At 62.3% G+C, this 23,340-nt stretch carries 21 protein-coding genes; 15 read left to right on the forward strand and 6 right to left on the reverse strand.

Features of this window, described 5'->3' with window-relative positions; translation table 11 throughout:
• Window positions 1-16: 16 nt before the first annotated feature.
• From ACVWY6_RS23390 to ACVWY6_RS23410, 5 genes are read left to right on the forward strand one after another with little or no spacing between them, the layout of a single operon-like run.
• The gene (locus ACVWY6_RS23390; protein ID WP_457541371.1) at window positions 17-1,555 is read left to right on the forward strand and encodes a DUF4389 domain-containing protein; all 1,539 of its coding nucleotides are present in this window, start codon (window positions 17-19) and stop codon (window positions 1,553-1,555) included.
• Window positions 1,552-2,094, forward strand: coding sequence for a flavodoxin domain-containing protein (locus tag ACVWY6_RS23395; protein WP_457541373.1), 543 nt, complete (start codon window positions 1,552-1,554; stop codon window positions 2,092-2,094). The genes ACVWY6_RS23390 and ACVWY6_RS23395 overlap by 4 nt, the downstream gene beginning before the upstream one ends.
• Window positions 2,095-2,102: 8 nt before the next feature.
• Window positions 2,103-3,008 (forward strand): ABC transporter ATP-binding protein, encoded by a 906-nt coding sequence (locus tag ACVWY6_RS23400; RefSeq protein ID WP_457541375.1) that lies wholly within the window; start codon window positions 2,103-2,105, stop codon window positions 3,006-3,008.
• The gene (locus tag ACVWY6_RS23405; protein ID WP_457541377.1) at window positions 3,005-4,585 is read left to right on the forward strand and encodes an ABC transporter permease; all 1,581 of its coding nucleotides are present in this window, start codon (window positions 3,005-3,007) and stop codon (window positions 4,583-4,585) included. The genes ACVWY6_RS23400 and ACVWY6_RS23405 overlap by 4 nt, the downstream gene beginning before the upstream one ends.
• Window positions 4,586-4,600: 15 nt before the next feature.
• Window positions 4,601-5,023 carry a hypothetical protein gene (locus tag ACVWY6_RS23410; protein ID WP_457541379.1) on the forward strand — a complete coding sequence of 141 codons (423 nt, stop codon included), beginning with the start codon at window positions 4,601-4,603 and terminating at the stop codon, window positions 5,021-5,023.
• Here the strand turns inward: ACVWY6_RS23410 and ACVWY6_RS23415 are convergent.
• Window positions 5,008-5,328 (reverse strand): hypothetical protein, encoded by a 321-nt coding sequence (locus ACVWY6_RS23415; RefSeq protein WP_457541381.1) that lies wholly within the window; start codon window positions 5,326-5,328, stop codon window positions 5,008-5,010. The two genes, ACVWY6_RS23410 and ACVWY6_RS23415, sit on opposite strands and share 16 nt — an antisense overlap.
• A 145-nt stretch (window positions 5,329-5,473) precedes the next feature.
• On the opposite strand from ACVWY6_RS23415, the gene ACVWY6_RS23420 reads away from it, so the two are divergent.
• The 6 genes from ACVWY6_RS23420 to ACVWY6_RS23445 all read left to right on the forward strand — a co-directional run bounded on the left by ACVWY6_RS23420 (window position 5,474) and on the right by ACVWY6_RS23445 (window position 14,664).
• Window positions 5,474-5,905, forward strand: a complete 432-nt coding sequence (locus tag ACVWY6_RS23420; RefSeq protein ID WP_457541382.1) for a hypothetical protein — start codon at window positions 5,474-5,476, stop codon at window positions 5,903-5,905.
• Window positions 5,906-5,960: 55 nt separating this feature from the next.
• Window positions 5,961-7,088, forward strand: a complete 1,128-nt coding sequence (locus tag ACVWY6_RS23425) for a cation:proton antiporter (protein WP_457541384.1) — start codon at window positions 5,961-5,963, stop codon at window positions 7,086-7,088.
• On the forward strand, window positions 7,082-7,723 hold the full coding sequence (locus ACVWY6_RS23430) for a YoaK family protein (RefSeq protein ID WP_457541386.1): 642 nt from the start codon (window positions 7,082-7,084) through the stop codon (window positions 7,721-7,723). The genes ACVWY6_RS23425 and ACVWY6_RS23430 overlap by 7 nt, the downstream gene beginning before the upstream one ends.
• 192 nt (window positions 7,724-7,915) lie before the next feature.
• On the forward strand, window positions 7,916-12,403 hold the full coding sequence (locus ACVWY6_RS23435; RefSeq protein WP_457541388.1) for an amino acid adenylation domain-containing protein: 4,488 nt from the start codon (window positions 7,916-7,918) through the stop codon (window positions 12,401-12,403).
• Between the two features lie 286 nt (window positions 12,404-12,689).
• Window positions 12,690-14,126, forward strand: coding sequence for a wax ester/triacylglycerol synthase domain-containing protein (locus tag ACVWY6_RS23440; protein ID WP_457541389.1), 1,437 nt, complete (start codon window positions 12,690-12,692; stop codon window positions 14,124-14,126).
• Between the two features lie 73 nt (window positions 14,127-14,199).
• On the forward strand, window positions 14,200-14,664 hold the full coding sequence (locus ACVWY6_RS23445; RefSeq protein ID WP_457541391.1) for a GyrI-like domain-containing protein: 465 nt from the start codon (window positions 14,200-14,202) through the stop codon (window positions 14,662-14,664).
• A 163-nt stretch (window positions 14,665-14,827) separates the two neighbouring features.
• Here the strand turns inward: ACVWY6_RS23445 and ACVWY6_RS23450 are convergent, their stop codons facing one another.
• A complete protein-coding gene (locus ACVWY6_RS23450; protein WP_457541393.1) occupies window positions 14,828-15,166 on the reverse strand; it encodes a hypothetical protein in 339 nt (112 codons plus the stop codon).
• 226 nt (window positions 15,167-15,392) lie between these two features.
• On the opposite strand from ACVWY6_RS23450, the gene ACVWY6_RS23455 reads away from it, so the two are divergent.
• The 4 genes from ACVWY6_RS23455 to ACVWY6_RS23470 are packed head-to-tail and all read left to right on the forward strand — an operon-like array spanning window position 15,393 to window position 20,061.
• Complete coding sequence (locus tag ACVWY6_RS23455; protein WP_457541394.1) at window positions 15,393-16,832, forward strand: amino acid permease; 1,440 nt, start codon at window positions 15,393-15,395, stop codon at window positions 16,830-16,832.
• Window positions 16,833-16,866: 34 nt separating this feature from the next.
• Window positions 16,867-18,099 (forward strand): arginine deiminase, encoded by a 1,233-nt coding sequence (locus ACVWY6_RS23460; protein ID WP_457541395.1) that lies wholly within the window; start codon window positions 16,867-16,869, stop codon window positions 18,097-18,099.
• Window positions 18,096-19,121, forward strand: a complete 1,026-nt coding sequence (argF, locus tag ACVWY6_RS23465) for an ornithine carbamoyltransferase (protein WP_457541397.1) — start codon at window positions 18,096-18,098, stop codon at window positions 19,119-19,121. The genes ACVWY6_RS23460 and argF overlap by 4 nt, the downstream gene beginning before the upstream one ends.
• Before the next feature lies 1 nt (window position 19,122).
• Complete coding sequence (locus ACVWY6_RS23470) at window positions 19,123-20,061, forward strand: carbamate kinase (RefSeq protein WP_457541399.1); 939 nt, start codon at window positions 19,123-19,125, stop codon at window positions 20,059-20,061.
• A 9-nt stretch (window positions 20,062-20,070) separates the two neighbouring features.
• Here ACVWY6_RS23470 and ACVWY6_RS23475 read toward each other — a convergent pair whose 3' ends face one another.
• The 4 genes from ACVWY6_RS23475 to ACVWY6_RS23490 form a co-directional block, all read right to left on the reverse strand.
• A complete protein-coding gene (locus ACVWY6_RS23475; protein WP_457541401.1) occupies window positions 20,071-20,232 on the reverse strand; it encodes a hypothetical protein in 162 nt (53 codons plus the stop codon).
• 417 nt (window positions 20,233-20,649) lie between these two features.
• Window positions 20,650-21,363 carry a hypothetical protein gene (locus ACVWY6_RS23480; RefSeq protein WP_457541403.1) on the reverse strand — a complete coding sequence of 238 codons (714 nt, stop codon included), beginning with the start codon at window positions 21,361-21,363 and terminating at the stop codon, window positions 20,650-20,652.
• A 122-nt stretch (window positions 21,364-21,485) separates the two neighbouring features.
• On the reverse strand, window positions 21,486-22,433 hold the full coding sequence (locus ACVWY6_RS23485) for an ABC transporter ATP-binding protein (RefSeq protein ID WP_457541405.1): 948 nt from the start codon (window positions 22,431-22,433) through the stop codon (window positions 21,486-21,488).
• 487 nt (window positions 22,434-22,920) lie between these two features.
• Window positions 22,921-23,340 (reverse strand): mycothiol-dependent nitroreductase Rv2466c family protein (locus ACVWY6_RS23490; RefSeq protein WP_457541407.1); only part of this gene is annotated, 420 nt, incomplete at its 5' end.

A 23,340-nucleotide genomic window follows, 5' to 3' on the forward strand; every position in this document is an offset into this window, starting at 1 on the left:
CGACAAGGAGACCTTCATGCGAACCAGCAGAGTGGTCATGCTCATTCTCGGGTGCTTCTCGGCGCTGCTCGGAGTCGCGCTTCTCTGCGCTGGCGCCTTTCTGTCATGGGGGTACTTCATTCAACGGGATGGCGGAGAGATCACCCTGCCCCAGGAGAGGTACGAAACCGCCTCCAGCGCTTTGGTCTCCAATGACATCGACATTTTCGATTCCGCGAATCGGCCCGACGCCCTGGGCTTTGACAGCCTGGGTCGTATCACCCTGAAAGCCACTGCCAGCAACCCCGGCAGTCCCGTCTTCATCGGCATCGGACCCACCGACGAGGTCAACCAGTATTTGCGCAACGTGGCCCACACGCGCATCGACGAGGTCACTTACGACCCTTTTCGGGTGAAGTACGACGAGGTCCCCGGAGACCGCACCGCAACACCTCCCGCACAGGAACAGCTGTGGTCCGGAAGCATCGCCGGATCTGGGACGCAGGAACTGTCGTGGGACTTGCAAGACGGTTCCTGGACAGCGGTGGTGATGAACGCCGACGCCAGTCCGGGGGTCGCCGTCGAACTCCAACCTGGAGTGCATTTCGACTTCCTCGGCCCTCTGGCCGTCACCGTATTGGCAATCGCCGCAGTCTTCCTCCTCATCGGCATACCGCTGATCGTGGTCGGAGCAATCGGACTCGGGAGGCATCCTCAGGCACTTCCCACCGCACCCGCGGCGGCCGCCAAAGACACTGCAACGTCCACGGCACCGTCTGACGCCTACCCCGCCACTCTGACCGGAGAACGCGACCCATCACTGTCGCGATGGCTGTGGCTCGTCAAATGGCTGCTGGTCATACCGCACTACATCGTTCTGCTGTTCCTCGGCATTGCATTCCTCTTCACGACCATCGCCGCCGGGCTGTCCATCCTGTTCACCGGCCGATACCCACGAGGCCTGTTCGACTTCAACGTAGGTGTACTTCGATGGGCATGGCGCGTGCAGTTCTACGCCTACTCGGCACTGGGCACGGACCGCTACCCACCATTCACCCTGCAGCGCACCGACTATCCCGCCGACTTCAGCGTCGACTACCCCGAGAAGCTGTCCCGCGGATTGGTGCTGGTGAAGTGGTGGCTGCTGGCCATCCCCCACTACATCGTTCTGGCAATCCTTGCGGGTGGTTGGTACGCGGGCTTTCGCATCGCCGGCGATGACGGCGTCGGCTCCGCCGGACAGCCCTACCTGTTCAGTTCTTTGCTCGGTCTGCTCATCCTGATCGTCGGCATCGGCTTGTTGTTCACCGGCCGCTATCCCGGAGCACTGTTCGACTTCATCATGGGAATCAACCGATGGGCCTTCCGAGTCGCGGCCTACGCAGCTTTGATGCGCGACGAGTACCCGCCGTTCCGCATGGACCAAGGCCCGTACGAACCGACGAGTGGCCATCAGTCGCCCGGCTCAGCACATTCCACTCCCCCACGCCCCGAACCATCACCTGTCGGTGCGCCTGCCCGTCTGGGCGAACACCCCAGCCAACCGCCCGAACACCGCGATTGGTTCAACGCATGACAAACACAGTCGTCGCCTATGCGACTGCTCACGGAACCACCCAGAGCATCGCGCGACGGATCGCCGAGATCGTTGGTGGCAAAGGAGATGACGTCGAACTCCGTGCACTCGACGAGCGCAGCGGACTTGGCGATCTCGCGGAGGTCGACTGCCTCATTATCGGAAGTGCCATTCACAACGGGCAATGGCTTCCCGCCGCAGAGGCCGCGGTTCGTGCTCTTCAGCAGCCCCACGATCCCCTTGTGGTATGGGCATTCTCGGTCTCCTCGGTGGGAGCAACCAGCTCTTTTCTGGTCCGGCCGGTAGCACGCGCCCTTAGTCACGTCACTTCCGAGCCGCGTGCAGTCACCGAGCTCAGGACCCAGGCAGACGTCAGATCGCATCGCTTCTTCGCCGGCGCAATCGCACCCGGCGATTGGCCCAGGACCGGACGGATCCTGTTCCGTCTCATGGGAGGTCGATACGGAGATGCTCGCGACTGGGATGACGTCGACGAGTGGGCCGGCCGCATCATCAGCAGTTTGACCGAACCGAGATAGGCGTTTCAATGGACGATCCCATCACTATCATCGACCTCGAGAAGAGGTACGGCACCACACGCGCCCTGGATGGTCTGACGATGGCTGTCGCGGCAGGATCGGTCCACGGATTTTTGGGACCAAACGGGTCGGGCAAATCCACCACATTGCGGATCCTTCTCGGCCTGGCGCGCGAAGACGCCGGCTCTGTGCGCGTCTTCGGTTACCACCCGTGGCGTCATGCCGGCCTCGTGAACACGAGGCTGGCGTATGTACCCGGCGACGTAAGCCTGTGGCCTTCGCTCACAGGAGGAGAGGTACTCAATCTGCTGGGCGAAGTGCACGGGAACGTAAACCTCACTCGCCGTGCTCAACTGGTGGATCGATTCGATCTCGACCCCACCAAGAAGACGAGGTCCTACTCCAAAGGCAATAGACAAAAGGTTGCCCTGGTTTCTGCACTGTCCTTCGACGCCGAATTGCTGATTCTCGATGAACCGACCACGGGGCTCGACCCGGTGATGGAAGCGGTCTTTCGCCAGTGCATCGAAGAGCGGCGCGACGCGGGGACAACGGTCCTACTTTCGAGCCACATGCTCGCCGAGGTGGAGGCCCTATGCGACAGTGTGACGATCATTCGTGCCGGACGGACCGTCGAATCGGGCACCCTTCAACAGTTTCGCCGACTGACACGCCTGGTCGTGCGCGCCGAGCTGATCGGATCCGGGGCAGCACTGCGAAGGGTTTCCGGCGTCCACGACGTCGAGATCGCCGGCAGTACCTTCAGCTGTACCGTCGACCGCGACCGCCTGACCAACCTTCTGGGCAGGCTCGCCGACATCGGGGTGGGAGATCTCAGCGTCACCCCACTCGCCCTGGAAGACCTGTTCTTGCGCGACTACCCGGACACCTCCAAACAGCCGGCGCCGACATGACGACGACACAGGGGTTCCGCACGCTGCTGCGCGTCGACGCGAAATCAGATCGCACACTGAGCGCGTCATGGCTGGCAGTTCTTGCCGTGACAACCTGGGTTTCGGTGGACGCGACCAAAGACTTGTACTCGACGCCGCAATCGCTGGCCGGCGCCGCGTCCGCCATCAACTCCACACCTGCGGTGACCGCCTTGTATGGCCGGGTCACCTCCGTGGGATCACTCGGTGAACTGGCGATCCTCAAACCGTTCATGCTCGGCGCGATCGCTGTGTCCGCTGTCGCGGCATCCGTCGCCATCCGCCATACCCGCGCCGATGAAGAGACCGGCCGGACAGATCTTCTCATCGCTTCGGGTGCCGGACGGAAGTCACCGCTGATCGCCGGCTGCCTCAGTGCAGCGGTGTTCAGCGCGATCGCCGGCCTGGGCGTTGCCGCCGTGCTGCTAGGCCTGGGGCTCCCGACGCACGGATCGATGATGGTCGGTGCCAACTTGGCCACCCTCGGAATACTGTTCGGTGTCGTAGGTGCCTGTTGTGCACAGGCTTTCGGCACCGGTCGCACGGCGCGCAGCGCTTCGTACACGCTGATCGGACTGTGCTTTCTCATTCGAGCCGTGGCCGACAGCACCAGCTCCCTGAGCTGGGTTCGGTGGCTCTCGCCCCTGGGTTGGTCCCAACAGACCCAACCCTATGCAGGTGAGAGATGGTGGCCGATGCTGCTTCATCTGGCATGTGCCGGTCTGATCACACTGTGGGCGTGGAGAATCGACGAATCCCGAGACGTAGGCGAAGCCCCGTGGTCACGTTCATCCGTCTCCAGTGCCACCGACCTGCACAGCCACCTCGGATTGGCGTGGAGGTCACTGCGGTCAGGCTGGTACATATGGGCCGCGGGCATTACCGCACTCAGTCTGGTGGTCGGCAACGTCGCTGCCAACGCAGACACGATGCTCTCCGATAGCGGTATGAACGACTATCTCGAGCGCCTCGACGACTCCGGCGCGGTCATCGACACCCTGTACTCGGCCGAGCTCACCTACATCGGGTTGTTGGCTACAGCCTTCGGCATCCATGCCATGGTCGATCTCGTCCGAGATGAAGCGGCCGGTCGCGCAGACCTTCTCCTGACCGCGGCCCCGTCTCGGTCACGTTGGCTCGGGGCACACCTGGTCGTCGCTTTTGTAGGAACAGCCACGCTGATGGGCATCTCCGGGGGCATCCTCGCTGCCGGGGAGGTCATCGCTACTGGGGACAACGCACACGCTGGGAGAATATTCGCAGCTGCCATGGGGCAGGTTCCCGCCATCTGGGCGATCTGTGCGGTGGCGACCGTGCTGGTCGGGATCACCCGCCGTGCAGGCCCGTGGGCGTGGGCGCTGCTCGTCGCAGTCATGGTCACGAGTGTCTTCGGGCCTTTGATCGACGTGGACGTGAACCTCGCCGAACTCTCCCCCTTCAGCCACACCCCCACCGTCACTGGCTCCCAAACACTCACACCCGCAATAGGGATGATCGCCCTCGCCGCTGCCCTTGCGCTGACCGGATCCTATGTGCTCAAACATCGCGACATCGGCTGAGAAGGGTGGGCTAACATGCGCAGCAAGCGGATACCGACGATGCGTGCGTTCACTGACCGACGTTGGTCGGCCATCGCCGCACCCACGTGCGCAGTCACCGGAGGCCTTGCTTTCGCCGTTGCCATCGCAATAGCGGATGGAGAGGATGACTTCGGGAGACAGGCTGCCGCGCATGTGCCCTGGGACAGGCCGCTCGTGGCCGCGCTTGCACTGGCGCTCGTCGTGGGCGTACCGATGATGCTCAGCGCATACACTCTCTGGCGGGCAACACCTTTCGCGGCCGTGACCGCTGTGATCGCGGGAGGCTTGCTCATCACGTGGATTGCCGTGCAGATTGTGGCGGGTGCCTTCCACCCGCTGCAGATCCTATTCGGCCTGGTCGGCTTGTTCGTGATGGCAACCGGTTGGCACATCGCGACTGGTCAAGCTCGGGTGTAAACAAGTCTCCACGGGTCATCACCGGTTTCCCGTAGGTGCCAACCATCTCCCTCGATCTGCTTCTGGAGATCCTTCAAAGCCTGGTTCATTCCGGGAGCCCACGCCTCTCGCGGCGGAACCGTGCCCCAGATCCGGGGCAGCGGAAACGTCGCACTGAGGTAAGTCGGCTCGCCATCGACGGCACCGACAAAACGCATGTAGGCATTTCCGGACTGCGACGCCAACGTCGCCAACAGGGCGACCCACCATCGACGAGCTCCTACTTCTTCCACACCCACAACCAACGCCGAGTATTTCGCGGTCACGTGTCAAGTGTCCGCTGGCATGGGCTGGCCGCACATGGCAATTGGTCACCCGAACTGACGTCGAACGACCCTCTCGAGATCCGCCTCGACCGCGTTCAATGAGCATCAATCGTTGACGCCCGCCAGATGACGAGGAGAAGTCGAAATGCTCACTGCGCGCACCCAGGCCATTGCCACCGGCACCGCAACAGATCGGAGGTTGAAGACCGTCGCTACCATCGCCGCCGCTCTGACCGGGTTACTGGCGTTCGCCGGGGCCATCGGAGTCGCCGGCGGTGGAGCCGACTTCGGCAAAGACGTCGAGCAACGCCTGCCATGGGAAAGCCCCGTGTTGGCCGGCATTGCCCTGGCACTTGTGGTCGGTGTGCCCACCACCCTGGCCGCCTTCACCCTCTGGCGGTTGATGCCCCAAGCCGCAGTGACCACCCTGATCGCGGGAGTCATGCTTGTCGCCTGGATTGCCGTCCAGATCGCCGTGATCCGCGAGTTCAACCCCCTACAAGTGGTTTTCGGTATCGTGGGCCTGCTTCTGATCGCGACAGGATGGCACTTCGCCCGCAGTGACTCACCGGACTAGGCCGTGTCAGGGTGCCGAGGTCTGACGGTTTTTTCGCTTGGTGGACATTGAACACATGGATTTTGGCACGCTGGCGTTGCTGTGCGCGGTAGGGCTGCTCGGCCCCCTGCTCGCTTTGCCATCGCACCTGCGTGTTCCGGTGGTCATCGGAGAAGTGATGGCGGGCGTTGTGATCGGCACGTCTGCCTTGGGGTGGATCGATCCGCATGATCACACTGTCGAGTTCTTGGCGAATATCGGCTTCGCGCTGATCATGTTCGTCGCGGGTACTCACGTACCGATCCGCGATCCCGCCCTCGGGCGCGGGATCAGGACGGGTCTCGTCCGTGCAGTGTTGGTGGGATTGGTAGCGAGTCTGCTTGCTTGGCCGATCGCAATCCTTGGGGGAAGCGGCCACGGCGCCCTATACGCCGTACTGATGGCATCGTCGTCGGCGGCGATCATCATGCCCATCGTCTCGGGCGAGAAACTGTCAGGCAGAAGCATCATGACCTTGCTCCCGCAGATCACGGTCGCCGACGCCGTCTGCACGGTGGCCGTGCCGATCGTCGTTGACCCCGGCCACGCGGCGCGGACCCTGATCGGCACGGTGGTGGTGATCTGTTGTGCAGCAATTGTGTACGTGTTCCTCCGCTACGGACTGACCGACACCGCACGGTTGTGGCTACACAACACGTCCCGTAGGAAACATTTTGCGCTTGAACTACGGATCGACTTGGTGATCCTGTTCTCTCTCGCTGCACTGGCGAGCGTTGTGCACGCTTCGGTGATGCTGGCGGGCTTCAGCTTCGGGCTTGCAGTCGCCGCGGTCGGCGAGCCGAGACGGGTCGGCAAGCAGCTGTTCGCCCTCACCGAGGGCTTCTTCGGCCCTGTGTATTTCATCTGGCTCGGAGCCACGCTCGATCTGCATGCTCTGATCGATCATCCTCGGATGATCGTCCTCGGTTTGGCACTCGGAGTAGGCGCTGTTGTCGCACACGCCGCGATGGTTCTCACTCGTCAGCCCCTTCCTGTCGGGGTTCTTGCGGCCGCCCAACTCGGTGTGCCGGTATCGGCCGCGACGCTCGGAACCCAGCTCGATCTGATGAGCCCTGGCGAAGCACCCGCAATACTGCTCGGTGCGCTGGTCACCCTCGCATTGGTCAGTATCATCCGGCCACAACGTGCGGCAATGCGATGCTGAGCCATCGAAGGCAAGAAGTCGCTCTTGCGGCAGCCCTCACGGGTGTGGCCGGCGCAGTCGACGCAATTGGGTTCCTGAGTTTGGGCGGGTTTTTCGTTTCTTTCATGAGCGGTAACACGACGCGGGCGGGCGCCGCACTCGCCGCAGGTGACTTGAACGATTTTGCGCTGGCTGCCGGTTTGATCGTTTCGTTTGTGGCCGGCGTTATCGCAGGGTCCGTCGTAGGGCACATCGCGGGCAGATGTCGGCGGGCGGCTGTGCTGGGGCTCGTCGCATTGGTGCTGGCTGCGTCATTCTCGATGAGTGTTCCAGATGTGACCGGAGCTGTGGCGGCCCCACTACTCGCAGTGGCGATGGGCGCCGAGAACGCGGTATTCGAAGCCGGCGGCGAAGTCCGGATCGGATTGACCTACATGACCGGCACATTGGTGAAGATGGGCCAGAACATGGCGCAACGACTGATGGGCACTGGTCAGCGCGCCACCTGGCCACGTCACGGGGCGTTGTGGGCGGGTATGGGCGCGGGCGCTTGTTCGGGTGCCGGTGCATACGAGTTGATCGGTTTCGCCAGCGTGGCCTGCGCTGCGGCGTTAACGTCGATTGTTGCAATCGCGGTAGTCGTATTGGACCTGTGACGAGCGACCCGGTGGGCTCAAGGCACAACGACCCCTGATCCTGGCGGCAAACGTGACCATCGCCCTGAAGTGACCGCCGCCCGTTGAACCCCCACCCCTTCAACAAGCAAGCAGTGGGGTTCAGCATTCGCTCAGGTCGCTTGTGCAACGATGGCTGGTCTTGGATGACACGCGAATCTGACCGCGCCTGAGGTGTTTCGCAGTGGGTTTTCGACGCATAGACAAACGAGGGGGGCGATCGCCACGGCAACGAACTTTGGGTCGCCGCGCGGCGAGGAGGGGCATATTCTTCCGCTCACCGCGGCCCAGGAAGCCTTGTGGTACACCCAGCTGGCTCTCGGAGATACCCCACTGACCATCTCCCAATACATGGATATCTCCGGCGATCTCGATGAACGCGCCTTACGCCAGGCCGTGGACACTGTCGGACGCACGATGGGCACCGCCGTCACCACGATTGTCGAACGAGATGGGCGGCCGCGTCTCTGCATAGACGACACGACCCCCACGCCAATGCTGGAGATCATCGATCTTCGCACCAATAGGCAGCCGACGAAAACAGCCCGTGAGCAGATGGAGCGCTGGTCCCGCGCACCGAAGCCCCTTGACTCCAGACACCTCGTCACCGCCGCCCTACTACGCGTTGACGACCGGCGATGGTTTCTGTTCTCCCGCGCCCATCACATCGTGCTCGACGGGTTCGGAGCCTATGTGCTGCTGGTGAACATCGCTCGGATGTACCGGCAGTTGGTTGCTGATGACCAGACGCCGGGAAAACGCAAGAAAGTCCGGGCATCCGGGCGCGGGCGCACCATCTCCGCAATTGCAGGCCAGCAGGCCCTGTTGGACCACCAATCGCGCTACCTCGTGTCAAAACGCTTCACGCGCGACTGCGAGTACTGGGCCGACATCTGTGCCACATTGCCGGCCGCTACCACCCTGGCCCGCAAATCTGCACCGCCATCGGCGGATCCCATTTTGGTGGCCGAACAGCTTCCCTCCGCTTCGGTCAACCTCTTGTCTGCCAGCGCGAACAGACTGGGGTGCAACAGTACTGTGCTCCTGATAGCCGCGCTGGCGCTGTACGTCTCCAGGGCGTCGGGGCAGCCCGTCGTCGCCCTCTCCTTGCCCGTCGCCGCCCGCCTCACAGGCGAACTTCGGCAGACCGCGGGGAGCGTGAGCAACGTTTTACCAATTGTCGTCGAGGTCATCGAGGACATGACCGTCGCCGCGTACGTTTCCCAGGTCTCATCGACATTGACCGGCGCCCTACGGCATCAGTCATACCGGCACGAACAGATGCTTCGCGACCAGGGCGCAGTCACCGCACACATCGCCCATGCAGGCCCGGTGGTCAACGTCTTTCCCGCGCAGCTGGTGGTCGATCTCGGCAGCTCTCTGACCGCGGAATACCACGTTCTTTCCACCGGACCGGTTGCCGATCTGAACGTGAACATCTACCCGTCGGGAAACGCAAAGACGCCGACGATTGATTTCGAGGCAAACGCCGAACGTTATGACCGCGCCACGGTGACGCAGCATCGCGACAATGTGATCGCCATGCTCGAAACACTCTGCGGAGCAGTTGACAGCTCTCTCCTCGGTCAGCTGTCGATCCCCGTCGTCGGGCCTCAAGACGGCCCACCGCCCGCCTCACCTGTTTTGTTACGCGATCTCCTCGACCGACACGCCAGCTCTGCCGGCGTCGCCGTCATCGATGGAACATCGGAGTTGACTCATCGAGACCTCACCGCCGCGGTTGACAAACTTCGTCATACATTGCGATCAATAGGCATTGGACCCGAAGACCGGGTTGTCTCCACACTGCCGCGAAGCCTGGCCGAAGTGGTTGCCTTCCGTGCTGTGGCGGCAGTGGGTGCTTGCTATGTTCCGGTAGACCCGCAATATCCGCCTGCCAGACAGCAACTGATCATCGAGACCTGCCGACCCTCGCTGATTCTATGTACCCAACCGTTCATGAATCACCCGCCAGGTGACATAGGCGAGCTGCTACTGGGCCCGCATGGTGAGCACACCGCTGAACACCTGGCCACCTCGCCCACCGCCACTGGCCCACCGTCGTCGACGCTGGTGGAGCGGGCCGCGTACGTCATCTTCACGTCAGGGTCGACCGGAAGTCCCAAGGGAGTGATCAGCACCAGCACCGGCTTGGGGCCACTCGTTGAGCACATCGAGCGGACATATGGATTGACTCCCGATTCGGTTGTCGCGCGCGCCGCTTCCACCGCGTTCGATACTTCCGTTGTCGAAATGCTCGCTGCCTCCGTGACCGGGGCAACGCTCGCGGTGATCCCCGACGGAGTCTTCGGTGGCAGCGAGTTCGCTCATCACCTTACGTCCGTGGGAGTGACTCATCTGATGACCACGCCTGCGGTCCTGGCCACGTTCGAACCAGCGGACATCCCCACTGTCACCCACCTCATCGTCGGTGGTGACGTGTGCCCGCCTGACCTGATGCGAAAGTTCGCCGAGCATGCTTCTGTTCGTTGCGCGTATGGTCCCACCGAAACAAGCTGCAGTGTCACAATGACGGAAGCCTGGACCAGGCAACCACTTTCAGAGACCTCCGCGTCGATTGGGTGTCCAATGGTTGCGGTTCGTACGCACGTGCGTGACAGCCGATTACGACCAACGCCCGCCGGAGTGGCAGGTGAGCTATACATCAGCGGGCCGGCCCTTGCCCGAGGATATCTGAACGACCCAGCGTTGAGCTCGACAAGATTCGTCGCCGACCCCACGTCAACAAACGGCGGGCGAATGTTTCGCACAGGCGACCGCGTGATCTCGCGTCGCGACGGCTCGCTCGACTTTCTCGGCCGCGTTGACGATCAGGTGAAGATTCGGGGTGTCCGGATCGAACCCTCCGAAATCGATGCGACGCTACGCGCTGCCGAAGGCGTCACCGACTCGGTGACCGTGGCGACACACCATCACGGCTCGCCGCTACTGGCGGCGTATGTGACGACCTCCAAGCACTTCAGCATCAGCATGACTCGGCAACTATTGGCTCAGCAGTTGCCCAGCCACTTTATTCCGGCTGCCATCACAGTGCTGGACAAGATGCCATTGACACCCGCAGGAAAAGTCGACCGGCAGGCCCTTCCAGCGCCCGATCTGTCACCCTCAGCACCCTTTCGCAGCGCGGTATCCGACGACGAGCGTTGCGTGATCGGCGCGTTCGCCACGGCAACCGGGGCAACAACAGTCGGAGCCGACGACGACTTCTTCGACATTGGCGGCGATTCCCTCTCTGCGACAACACTTGTCGCCTGCCTCAACACCGAGCGCGACGTCACGCTGTCGGTTCGAGACATCTTCGAGTGCCGGACGCCGGCGCGCCTCGCCTTGCGGCTCGCCAGCGCCCAACAGGTGGCCCCCCTGACCCATCGCACCGATGAGGCCGGCCCCATTAAGCTTGCGCCGGCCCAACGCAACGTCGACATCGATGACCGCAGCCCGGCGAACTGCATACCATTCACACTTGAGTTCGCCGACCATCTCGATCATCGTGCTCTCGAGAGAGCCATCTCCGAAGTCATTGACTCGCATCCGATGATGCGAACCCGCTTCATCAACGGATCAATGGTCGTGGACCCGCCCACGTACCCCGATGCCCCTGTCACACTCGACGGCTCGAATCGATCATTCGACACTTTCTTACATCAACCGTTCGATCTGACCGTCGACCATCCGATCCGATTCGGAGTCCATCACCGACCTACGACCACGCTGGCGGTCGCGGCCCACCACAGGGCGATCGATGGATGGTCACTGAGCATCATCGCTCGAGACCTCATCACCGCATACCTCGCGACCCCGAACCCTTCACGCGTATCGGCCACCGAGGACGCACCGGGTGCCACCGACCCCGTGCAAATCGACTTCCTCGACTACAGCCTGTGGGCTAACACCCGCCTGGGCGATCGACATGACCCCACGTCCCTCGCCTATTGGCAAATGCAGTTCTGGCGCTCAGAACTCTCGGATTTACCGGCTGCAGCCACCCTTCGCAGTGATCGATCACGACCCAACCCATGGCAACGTGAGGCGTTGCGTGAACGACTGTCACTGCGGCAGTACTGGTCCGACATCGCCGGCGTCGCACGCAGCAACTCGGTGTCGACCACCACGGTTCTGCGCGCATCGCTCGCAAAGGTGTTGCTGACCGCCAGCAATGACCCAGCGATCGCGATCGCCACACCCGTCTCAGGCCGCACCCGCAGCCACCTGCACAACATCGTCGGCATGTTTGTGAACACCGTTCCCGTAGTGTGCCGGAGAGACGACGTCCAGACCGCCGCCGGCCTACCCGCAGTGGCTGCCGCCGAACTACGAGCCTTCTCCCACTCGGACATCCCCTACGTCGAGATCGCCCACGCCATCTCAGACACAGAAAGCAGCAGTGCCCACCCGCTCTTTCAGGTTGTCCTCTCCATCGAGAACAGCACGCCGACAGCACAAATCATCGATGCGGCACACCAAGCGGGGGTGGTCATCACAGCTCGACCGCCAGACATCGCGAAATGCGACTTACACTTCGCAGTCACCACCGGACCAGAGGGGTGCATCGAAATCCTCTACCCCACATCCATGTTCGATTCGGACACCATTGCGTACCTGTTGGACGACTGGCTCCACCTGATCAGGCGGTGGCTCTGAGTCACGGCCTCCACCCCGGATTTGCCGGCGGGGTGGTTAGACAAAGTCGCTGACCCACCTGCGAAACCCGGACGAGCCACTTGGATCAACGCCGAACAGGCATTGCCACGGGCTGGTGTGCGATAGCCTCCAGGTGCCGCCCAAGGCGAGACAACCGCAGAAGAGGCCCCGTGATAGATCGTCGACGAGTGTTGACCGACACCGACGTGCGCGCGGCCTGGTCGCAGCCGCGGCCCCCGTTGGGGCATCCCGAAATCCCCAGTGCTCGAACGTGCGGCGGTCGGTGATGGTTGATTCCAGGTGGGGTGAACTGTCCCCGCATGACGCCGCCTATATCTACCTTGGCGGTTCCGCGACGACCTCAACAGTGTTGTCGTGCAGTGTCATTGCCGCCGAGGACGGCGGTCCTGTGGATATCAAGCCCGCCGAGGTTATCGAGTACGTCCTGCCGCGACTGCACCTCTCGGACATGTTCACAGCACGTCTGGTTCGGCTGCCCGGCGACATCGCCATGCCCTACTGGACCCGACACGCACACTTCGATGTGACCGAGCACCTCACCGTGCACCCTGCTGGCCTCACGTGGACGTCGGTGCAACAGATGTTGTCCTCGCTTGCCGATGCACCAGTGAACACAGACCGCCCCTTGTGGTCGTTCGACGTGCTCCCCAACGTTCCTGGCTACCCCAGCGCCCAAGGTCTGGTGACCCTGGTCGCAATCCGCTTGCACCACGCCGCCATCGACGGCGTGTCGATGGCCACCGTGCTCGCCGCACTATGCCGCGAGGACATCGGCACCGACACCCTCCACCAACTGTTGCCCAACCGCGAGCACCGACGACGTCGTCACCTGATGCGCGCAATCGTGGGCTTGCCGTTGACCTGGATTCGGTTCCTGACGGCCATCGGTTCAACCCTGCGCGCCAGGCGAAAGTCCCCGCCATCGACAGTGGGCAAGCAATGGCCGGTCACCCGTTTCAACACCGGATTCACCGGGCCACGCGCCACCACCCTGGTCGAGATGGACCTCGAAGATTTGCGGGCCATGAAACGCACAGTCCCTGGGGCCACCGTGAACACGGTGCTGTTGTCCGTGATCGGGGACGCCGTCATCCGCTACCTCGACGAGCACGACGAACGCCCCCCGAGATTGTCAGCGTTGGCTCCGATGTCCACCCGCGCCATCGTCGGCACCCGAGACACACCCTCGCGCGGGTCGAATCAGTTCACACCGCTGGTCATCGACCTCGCCGCCGACGAGCCTGACCCCACCCGTCGACTCCAGCACATCACCGACGCCAGCAACCAGGAAAGGATCAGAGCAGCCGCGCTCACCTCCAACACCACCGCGCCGCTGTTGGAAACCGCACCTCCGGCTCTGCTGCGGCTCCTCGGATGGCTCACCCGCCGACAACAACAGCGACGCCGGGCCGTACCGGCTGCGGCGACCGCCAACATCATCGTCTCGAACGTCTACAACCCGAATCCCTCGCGAACGGTGTTCGGACATCGCATCGTGAGCAGCTTCGGTGTCCAGCCCCTGACCCCGCTATCGACTCTGGCGCACGCCGCGTCCACCAGAGACGGCACCATCTCCATCTCCATCACCACCGACCGGACCGTGATGCCGGACCTCGACCGCTACAGCCATCTACTGCACACCACCTACGTCGAACACCGAGATGCCCTGCTGGCCCACCAGCAGAACCCGCCACGTAGCTAGGGGACCGTGCTGGGGTCAGGGGTGTGACGTTCGGCTCTATCCGGCGCACGTCTACGCGATAGATCATTGAACAATGACCTCAATTCGTCTCGTAGACAACGCCGTTCAGCAGACCGCCGGGATCAGAGAACAAGTGCCCATTTCCGAGCTGAGTGAGTTCTTCGCCCGAGCATTCGGGTCCACGATGGCCGCACTTCAGGCACAAGGTGTGGACACCGCCGGCCCACCTTTCGGCAAGTACTTCGGTCAACCGTCCGACGTGGTCGATGTCGAGGCAGGTTTTCCGGTTGCCACCCCAATCACACCAGTCGACGATGTTGTTCCAGGGACTTTGCCTGGTGGCAAGGCTGTCGAAGCGGTCCATGTCGGGCCTTACGACACCATGGCGGGAACATACGCCGAGCTGGAGCGCTACTGTGCAGACGCGCGGCTCAAGCCAGGTGTGGTGATGTGGGAAAGCTACCTCAGTGACCCCGAAGCTGAGCCGGATCCTGAGAAGTGGCGTACTCAGATCTGTTGGCCAATCGACGCGTCGTAAACGGCGTCGCTGACCGCTACCGCTGCCAAGCTCACGACGGAAATACACCAACACGTGTGCGTACTGGCTCTTCGATCAGACAACATCCCGCAGACCGGGTTGTCCATGTCCAGCGGGCACCGATCTATCGGGATCGGCGCCCTCTCACCGAGGTGGCCGGTATTCAACGGTTGCACTCCCGATCTGCCGCCAGGGCTGCGATAGTCACCAACATCTTCCGGCTCATGACAAACGAGATCGGCTCGAGAAACAGCGGTGAGAAGGCCAGACGACTGCCCAGCCCCCTGCCATAGGCGCGTTCGATCAACCTGCTATGCCCGCCGCCGGCATCGACGATGTGAAATGCCCACAGCGACGGGTCTGGTGAACCCTCCGAGCCGCCACGGCTCTGGCCGATCTGAACCAACCAGGGCCAGATGTGGTCCGGTGACGCCGCGACATCGACAGCGTGGGTGTATTCCCATCTCGGGTCCCACCAGGTTGTCGCCGGGATAGGTGGCACGAGCGTGCCGCATCTTCAGCGCTTTCGCCAGGGACCGAGGTAACCGAGCCCTGCCTCGCGTCCTGGTCGGTGGTGCAGCCATCAGTGGACGCGCTACCGCCTCGGGACGAAAGTCACTAGACCCGTGTCCGTTGGCACTTGGTCAGGAACCGGTCATTCCGCGACGATGTGCACAGTCAAACACTGCTGGTGAAGCAATGCGCCTGTGGGGAAAAGGATTTCACGAATGAGCCTCATCGAGTCGACGCCCGGCGCGGACAGCGCACCAGAGTCACGGCCAGATCCCAAAATTCAGCTGGGGTTGGTGGCGTCCACGGCGCTCATCGTCGGCAGTATCATCGGTGTCGGAGTGTTCAGCCTTCCCTATGCTCTCTCAGCGTATGGCCCGATCAGTCTTGTCGCGATGGGAATGGCAACTGTCGGCGCCCTGGCTCTGGCGCTGCTCTTTGCCGCGCTGACCAGACTTATACCTGCTGAGGGTGGGCCATACGCGTACGCGCGTGCGGCATTTGGCAACGCGGTAGGGTTCGGTAACGCTTGGACCTACTGGATCACCGCGTGGGCGGGCAACGCCGCCATCGCCGTTGGCTGGGTGTACTACGTAGAGCATTTCATCAATAAAGGCGGGTCCACGTTCTGGTCGATTGTCATCGCATTGGTCGGGTTGTGGGTGCCGGCTGCGGTCAACCTCACCGGCTTGAAGAACGTGGGCAGCTTTCAGGTGGTGACCACGGTCCTCAAGTTCCTTCCGCTGCTGTTGGTCGCTACAGTCGGTCTGTTCTTCATCAAGAGCGCCAATTTCACACCGTGGAACGTCAGCGGGGACTCCACGTGGTCGGCGATCGGCGGTGCGATGGCCATCTGTCTCTTCAGTTACCTCGGGGTAGAGACGGCAGCCGTCGCGGCAGCCGACGTCCGAGATCCCGAACGCAACGTTCCCCGCGCCACGATCATGGGCACCTCGGCGAGCGCGGTGGTGTACCTGCTGTCGATGGTCGCGATCTTCGGCATGATCTCCACGCAAGACCTGTCGTCGGATGCTAACAAGGCTTCGTATTCGGTTGCTGCGGACCATATCTTCGGTGGCGGATGGGCCGGGAACCTCGTCGCGATCGCCGTGATCATCTCAGGACTCGGAGCGTTGACCGGTTGGACACTCATCTGCGCCGAAATGCCTCGAGCAGCGGCACATGACGGGTTGTTTCCGGAACGGTTTGCCCGCGAGTCCCGTCGCAAGGTGCCCGCATTCGGGATCATCTCATCGACTGCCCTCGCATCGCTGGCAGTGATCATCAGTTTCATGGGCGCGAGCGGCGCAACCGTATTCACGACCCTGGTCTTGATGAGTGGCATCACTGCCGCTGTGCCCTATGCGTTTTCTGCCCTGGCCCAGCTGGTGTGGACCGTGCGCGACCGCCGCACAACCCAGAGTCGCCAGCAACGCAGTCGGACCATCCGCGACATGCTGGTGGCGGTTCTCGCCTTGGTGTTCTCCGCCGCGTTCATCTACTACTCCCGCAACACCGGAGCCGATTGGTATGTCATCTGGGGCCCCTTCCTGATGACAGCAGGTGCACTCGCGCTGGGCATTCCCGTCTACGCGGTGCAACGCAAACACATGCTCGCACCCGATCCAGTCGGACCAGCCACCGCCGGATCCCTCTAAAGGCCAGAACATCTAGAGAAACGAGCATGCCGCTATGAACACCCTTCGCGTGAACTCCGAGACAGGGCGACTTCGGGAAGCCATCGTGCACTGCCCCGGGCCAGAATTGGATCGTTTGACGCCCGACAACGTCGACAGCCTGCTATTCGATGACGTGATGTGGGCCGAGCGGGCGCGAGAGGAACACGCCGCGTTCACCGCAGTACTGCGCGAGCACGGCACACTGGTCCACGAGTTCGGCGACCTGTTGACCACTGCCCTCGATATGCCTGGAGCCCGTGGTTTCTTGGCTGAGCGACTGATCACGGAGAACCAGTTCGGACCGGCTCTGGACAACCCCCTGGAAGTGCTGATCAAAGCGACTCCCGCTTCCGAGTTGACCGACATCCTCATCGGCGGGGTGACCAAGCAGGAGCTGCTTCCGCTGGTCAGCACGTCGAGCCTTTTGTGGGAGTATCTCGACAACGATGACTTCGTGCTGGCGCCGTTGCCGAATCATCTGTTCCAGCGGGACAACTCGGCATGGATCTACAACGGGGTGAGTGTGAATCCGATGGCAAAAACCGCACGGAAACGCGAAACGCTGAACTCGCGACTGATTTACAAGTTTCATCCACGATTCGCCGATGCAGACTTCACCTTCCTTTATGGCAACGACTCACTTCCCCATGAACCGGCCACCATCGAGGGCGGCGACATCACGGTCATCGGCAATGGTGCTGTCATGATCGGAATGGGCGAGCGAAGCAGTCCTCAAGGGGTCGAAATCCTCAGTGAACGCCTCTTCGAGACAGGTACCGCGGACAAGGTGATTGTCGTCGAACTGCCGAAGTCGCGGGCATTCATGCATCTCGACACCGCCATGACGATGATCGATCATGACGCATTCTGCGTGTATCCGTTCCTCCCCGAACAACTTCGCTCCTTCACGCTGACACCGGTCGGGTCCCGCGGCGGGTACAAAGTCGAAGAGAACGCAAAATTGTTCGACGTGGTTGCCGACACTCTCGGACTCGACCGTGTCCGCGTGCTCCGAACCCCGATCGATCGCAGCGGCGCCGCCCGGGAACAGTGGGACGATGGCAACAACTTCCTGGCGCTGTCTCCCGGCGTGATCGTGGGCTATGACCGCAACACCACCACCAACGCCTACCTCACCGATAACGGCATCGAGGTCATCGGGGTCGCCGGGTCTGAGCTCGGGCGCGGCCGCGGTGGCCCTCGCTGCATGACGTGCCCGGTCGTGCGTGACGCGGTGTCGGCATGACCGCCGTGACCAGTGTCCTCACTTCTTCTCTGCGCGGTCGATCCTTCCTCAAAGAAGCCGACTTCACTGTCCGGGAATGGGATTCACTTCTCGACCTGGCGCGTGTTCTCAAAGCCGACAAACGGGGAGGCGTTGAGAAACAACAGCTCACCGGCCGAAACATAGCGTTGGTATTCGAGAAGACCTCCACCCGAACCCGGTGCGCCTTCGAGGTCGCAGCGTTCGACCAAGGCGCACATGTCACCTATTTGGATCCGCAAGCCTCCCAGCTCGGACACAAGGAGACGGTCACCGATACCGCGCGGGTGCTCGGCCGGATGTATGACGGCATTGAATACCGTGGGTTCGCGCAAGAAACCGTCGAGGAACTCTCCCGCGCATCGGGGGTTCCGGTGTACAACGGGTTGACCGACCAATGGCATCCCACCCAATCCCTCTGCGACATTCTCACCATGACCGAACATGCAGGCTCCTCTCTGGACCGGCCGATCGCGGTCGGCTATCTCGGGGATTGCCGCAACAATGTTGCCAACTCCTTGCTGGTCGCCGGCGCGATGGCCGGTATGGACGTTCGGATGATCGGGCCGAGCACGTTCTGGCCGAACGCCGACGTTCGGGCCACCGCACAGCAATTCGCCACACAGACCGGGGCCGTACTCGGATACAGCGACAACCCGCTAGAAGCGGTGGAGGGCTGCGACTTCCTGTACACCGATGTCTGGCTGTCAATGGGGGAACCTGCCGAAGCCTGGGACGAACGCATCGAAGCCCTACTTCCCTATCAGGTGACGGCGCAGATGCTGCACGCCACCGGGAACTCGAACGTCCGATTCATGCATTGCCTGCCGGCCTTCCACAACACCGCCACGGCCGACGGCGCCAGGGTGATGGCGGGCCGCGGTTTGACCGCGTTGGAGGTGACCGACGAGGTCTTCCAGTCACCGCAATCGATCGTGTTCGACCAGGCCGAGAACCGTCTCCACACCATCAAGGCTGTTCTCGTCGCCACGCTGGGACGGTGACATGCGAATCGTGATCGCGTTGGGTGGCAACGCGATTTCTCCCCGCGGCGCACCACTGACCCGGGCGGCCGAGAAGCTGGCCATCGAGGCTGCCGCTGTCCACCTGGCACCTCTCGTCGTCCACAACCAGGTTGTCATCACCTACGGCAACGGGCCGCAAGTCGGGGATCTGGCGCTGATGGCGGCGGCTGAGGGCCGCGACGATACGTTTGACATCCTGGGCGCGGAGACCGAGGGTGCCCTGGGCTATGAGTTCGAACGAGCTCTGCGGAACCAGCTGCAACCTGGGGCATCCATCGCGACACTGGTCACCCTCACCCAGGTCGACGCCGATGATCCGGCGTTCACCCGTCCCACGAAGTTCATCGGTCCCGTCTATGACGCCGACACCGCAGACCGTCTCGCTCGCGAGCATCACTGGACGATTCGGCCCGACGGTCCCGCATGGCGTCGTGTTGTTCCCTCACCTGCACCGCTGCACATACTCGAGACCACGGTCATCTCGTCCTTGTCAGCGGCCGGCACGACCGTGATCTGTTGCGGCGGAGGCGGTGTGCCAGTCGCTCTGGACAAATCCCGGCAGCTCATAGGCGTCGAAGCTGTCGTCGACAAGGACCTGACCAGTTCTGCCCTGGCCCGCGGACTCGATGCTGATCTACTCGTGATCGCCACCGACGTAGATGCGGTGATCGACGGCTTCGGAACTCCCCGACCACGTTCGATCTCCCATGCCCACCCTGACACGCTCGCCGAGATGTCCTTCCCGGCCGGATCGATGGGCCCCAAGGTCGCTGCCGCCTGCGGATTTGCCGCGACGGGCGGCACATCCGTCATCGGTTCATTGGCCGATCTTCCGAACCTTTTGGAAGCTCGCGCCGGAACAACCATCGATGCCCGATACAGCGGCATCACCTACGCGGAGCTTCCTCTCATGTCCTGACGGACCCGGTCATGATCTGCGACTGGCACTCGTCACACACCATCTCAACAGCCCGCTGTACATGTGCACGCTGGCGGTCAGCAGCGCTGCATCGACGTGCTTGAGATTCGACGCATCCACCGGCGCAAGGCCATGAAGCTCGAGCAACTCGAGCAGTTCTGTATTCGCCATCCCATCAAACCTGGTCCATAGCCACGTAGCAGCCACCCGCAGCGGTCCACTGTCACGGACCGCGCCACGTCCGACAATCGCATCGAGCATCGGCACCGACGACGAGGGTCTTGTTCGCCGTCGCCGCGCGCAAGGGATGCTGCGGCACGGGGTGTTGGACAGTTCACAACGGCCGGCCACATCGGGCGCTGAGGCTAAATCGTTCAATTGGACCGGACTCCGTTGTTGGTTGTGGCAGTGACTCTGCCACGCAAGTCTTTTGACGAGTGTGCGTCGGCGGTTGCTACCGCGACAGAGCCCATAGTCCCCAATTCAGTTCTGTCCGGGACAGCGCTGAAAAGCACCCGGTCAGAACAAACAGTTCGCTGACTACGGCGCCCTCAACGGCATGACTTTCGGCAGTGCCAGAGCGAGCAGCTACGCGTCGCGGCTTTTCAACATGTACGCAGCCACGCTGATCAACAATGCCGCCCAGATGGCCGCGACGCCGAAACCTTGCCAGGGCGACAGCAAATCGCTCGGCGCCTGCCGCGGTGAGGCAATCAGTATTCCGGCCTCCGAGGGCAGATATGCGTGGATGTGCTGCCCGATCGTTCCCGGTAGTAACTGAGCGAGGGGTCCGAGAACGAGAACGAACCCGATGATCCCGGTGATGGCTCCTGCGGTGTGACGGACGAGTACGCCGACCGCGATCGCCATCACCCCGAGCAACGCCAAATACAGCCCTGTCCCGAACACCGCACGCAAGACTCCGGGATCGGCAAGCGACACCGATGCACGCGGACGAATCAGAACTGATCCTACGAAGAACGCCAGGAATGCCGTGATCTCACCAACGACGAAGACGACCACTGCAAACACCCCACATTTGGCGGCGAGTGCGGGCACCCGGGCCGGAACCGCCAGCAGGCTCGCTCTGATCGTGCCGCTGGCATATTCGCTGGTCATCACCAAGACACCGAGAACACAGACCGCCAACTGTCCGAACTGGAAGCCTGCGCCCAAAATCTGACGAGCCGGGTCAGCCACGATTTGCGCTTGCGCTGCGGAATCGACCCTGCTCCAATTGGCCACCGTGAACCACGTGAACAGCGCGGTGAAGCCGACGGTCACGAGCATCAACGACGTCAAGGACCAAACCGCCGAGCGTAAGGACACGAGCTTGGTCCACTCCGATCTCAGGAGCCCGATGACGTTCGGGCCGCGATTTTGCCGCACAATCGGTTTCGCTGCTTGAACGGGTAGCGAGATACTCATGACAACACCTCTTTCATCGCGATCGTCGTGTGCGCCGATTCATGTGCCATCGCTGTGGGATGTGTGAGCGTCATGAATGCCTCCTCCAGTGATGCATCCATCGGAGTCAGTTCGTAGAGCACGATGCCGAATCGGTCAGCGAGTTCGCCGACACTGCGAGCCGACAGCCCGCGCACGGTGAGCAGGTCATGTTCACCAACCACGGGCTTGCCACCGGCCGTCGCGATGCGCGCGGCCAGCTCGGACGGATCGGACGATCGCACGAGTACCGACGCCTGCCCGCTACTGGCAATCAACTCTTTGGTGGTGCAATCCGCAATGAGCCTACCGTGCTCGATCACGATGAGATTGTCAGCGGTCATCGCCATTTCGCTCATGAGATGACTGGAGACGAACACTGTTCGCCCTTCGCCTGCCAGCTGCCTCATCAGATTTCGCATCCATAGGATCCCGTCCGGATCCAGCCCATTGATCGGTTCATCCAGAATGAGGACCGGAGGATCGCCGAGCAGGGCCGCCGCGATCCCCAACCGTTTACGCATACCAAGTGAGAACGACCCCGCGCGTTCACGTTTGACGTCAACGAGCCCGACCAGTTCGAGCACCTGGTCGACGCGATGCCGCGAAATCAATTGCGTCTGAGCGAGATAGAGTAGATGGTTGAACGCCGACCTTCCGGGATGAACAGCCTCCGCGTCGAGCAGGGTGCCCACTGTTCGAAGCGGCTGAGGCAGACGGGCGTATGCAACGCCCCCCACGCGTGCACTGCCATGGTCCGGATGATCCAATCCGACGATCAGCCGCATCGTGGTCGATTTACCGGAGCCATTCGGTCCCAAAAATCCTGTGATGACACCGGCTTCGACATCGAAGGACAAGTCGTCGATCACCAGTTTGCTGCCGTAGCTCTTGCTGAGTTCTCGGACCTCGATCGAAGGACTCATCGCTGCCCGATCGCGGGCGGCTGCGCCGAACTGTGCCGGCGCACAATCGCTGTCAATTGACTCACTCTGGACATCCTTGATCGAGGGGGCTTCGAGAGGGCACGTCGCACGAGTGCGGCGGCCAACACATCGACACCAACCACTGTCGGCGTTGAAAACGCCATCCACTCGTCCTTGTATGCTCACCGTCCAGTGAACGCGCACAAGTCCGGCTAATGCAGTAGCCGAAGACCTTCGGAACAAGTGACCAAGGTAATCAATGCGCGCGCCAGTTCCCAGCCGCCCCTGTGCAGGCCCGCCACCTGCTGGCGGCGGTAGATTGGCGCGAACGCACCAATCTTCGCTACCTGTGGGGTGATGTCGTCGAGCTCGGTCGAGCGTGCCTGACCTGGGCGGGGCAGCCTCGGTTCAGTCCACAACCGACTGGCCGTCTGCCGTCCAGGCATTTCACCTCTGCGCTGATCCCAGGCGCGGGCAAGCTTCTGTCCTAGGAGGTGAACGTAGGAGGTCCGCTGTGTGGTCGTTGCAATTGCGTGAAGGCACTCGTTGCCGCCAGCGTCTGTAGGGCGTCGAACAGCTCGACGCCCTCGCGGTCATCGGGGATGGCTGTGAGCACAGGCCCGAAGAAGCAACGTCCGTTGATGCACATGATCGGGCTACCGCCAGAGTCACCGAGACTGTCTTGGCTCTCCTGGTGTGCCACACGCACTGCACTGTCGTAGGTGGAGTCGTCGAGACTGTCAGCAAGGTGGGGATCGAGACCACTCTCGGAGAGTGCGCCGGCCACCATTGCTGTGGTGACGTCGGCGCCTTGGTGGTGCACACGCTGGCCCAGGGCGGTGTAGAGCGGTCCGAGTGCGCTGTCGCCGGCCCTGTCATGCGCTGCGGCCAGGACACGACCCAGCCG

The organism is Williamsia sp. R60, assembly GCF_054063855.1.

Bases quoted from the DNA above. Each gene is read 5' to 3' on its own strand.
- ACVWY6_RS23390 (WP_457541371.1), top strand. From the start codon at position 17: ATGCGAACCAGCAGAGTGGTCATGCTCATTCTCGGGTGCTTCTCGGCG.
- ACVWY6_RS23395 (WP_457541373.1), top strand. From the start codon at position 1,552: ATGACAAACACAGTCGTCGCCTATGCGACTGCTCACGGAACCACCCAG.
- ACVWY6_RS23400 (WP_457541375.1), top strand. From the start codon at position 2,103: ATGGACGATCCCATCACTATCATCGACCTCGAGAAGAGGTACGGCACC.
- ACVWY6_RS23405 (WP_457541377.1), top strand. From the start codon at position 3,005: ATGACGACGACACAGGGGTTCCGCACGCTGCTGCGCGTCGACGCGAAA.
- ACVWY6_RS23410 (WP_457541379.1), top strand. From the start codon at position 4,601: ATGCGCAGCAAGCGGATACCGACGATGCGTGCGTTCACTGACCGACGT.
- ACVWY6_RS23420 (WP_457541382.1), top strand. From the start codon at position 5,474: ATGCTCACTGCGCGCACCCAGGCCATTGCCACCGGCACCGCAACAGAT.
- ACVWY6_RS23425 (WP_457541384.1), top strand. From the start codon at position 5,961: ATGGATTTTGGCACGCTGGCGTTGCTGTGCGCGGTAGGGCTGCTCGGC.
- ACVWY6_RS23430 (WP_457541386.1), top strand. From the start codon at position 7,082: ATGCTGAGCCATCGAAGGCAAGAAGTCGCTCTTGCGGCAGCCCTCACG.
- ACVWY6_RS23440 (WP_457541389.1), top strand. From the start codon at position 12,690: ATGGTTGATTCCAGGTGGGGTGAACTGTCCCCGCATGACGCCGCCTAT.
- ACVWY6_RS23445 (WP_457541391.1), top strand. From the start codon at position 14,200: ATGACCTCAATTCGTCTCGTAGACAACGCCGTTCAGCAGACCGCCGGG.
- ACVWY6_RS23455 (WP_457541394.1), top strand. From the start codon at position 15,393: ATGAGCCTCATCGAGTCGACGCCCGGCGCGGACAGCGCACCAGAGTCA.
- ACVWY6_RS23460 (WP_457541395.1), top strand. From the start codon at position 16,867: ATGAACACCCTTCGCGTGAACTCCGAGACAGGGCGACTTCGGGAAGCC.
- argF (WP_457541397.1), top strand. From the start codon at position 18,096: ATGACCGCCGTGACCAGTGTCCTCACTTCTTCTCTGCGCGGTCGATCC.
- ACVWY6_RS23470 (WP_457541399.1), top strand. From the start codon at position 19,123: ATGCGAATCGTGATCGCGTTGGGTGGCAACGCGATTTCTCCCCGCGGC.
- ACVWY6_RS23475 (WP_457541401.1), bottom strand. From the start codon at position 20,232: ATGGCGAATACAGAACTGCTCGAGTTGCTCGAGCTTCATGGCCTTGCG.
- ACVWY6_RS23485 (WP_457541405.1), bottom strand. From the start codon at position 22,433: ATGAGTCCTTCGATCGAGGTCCGAGAACTCAGCAAGAGCTACGGCAGC.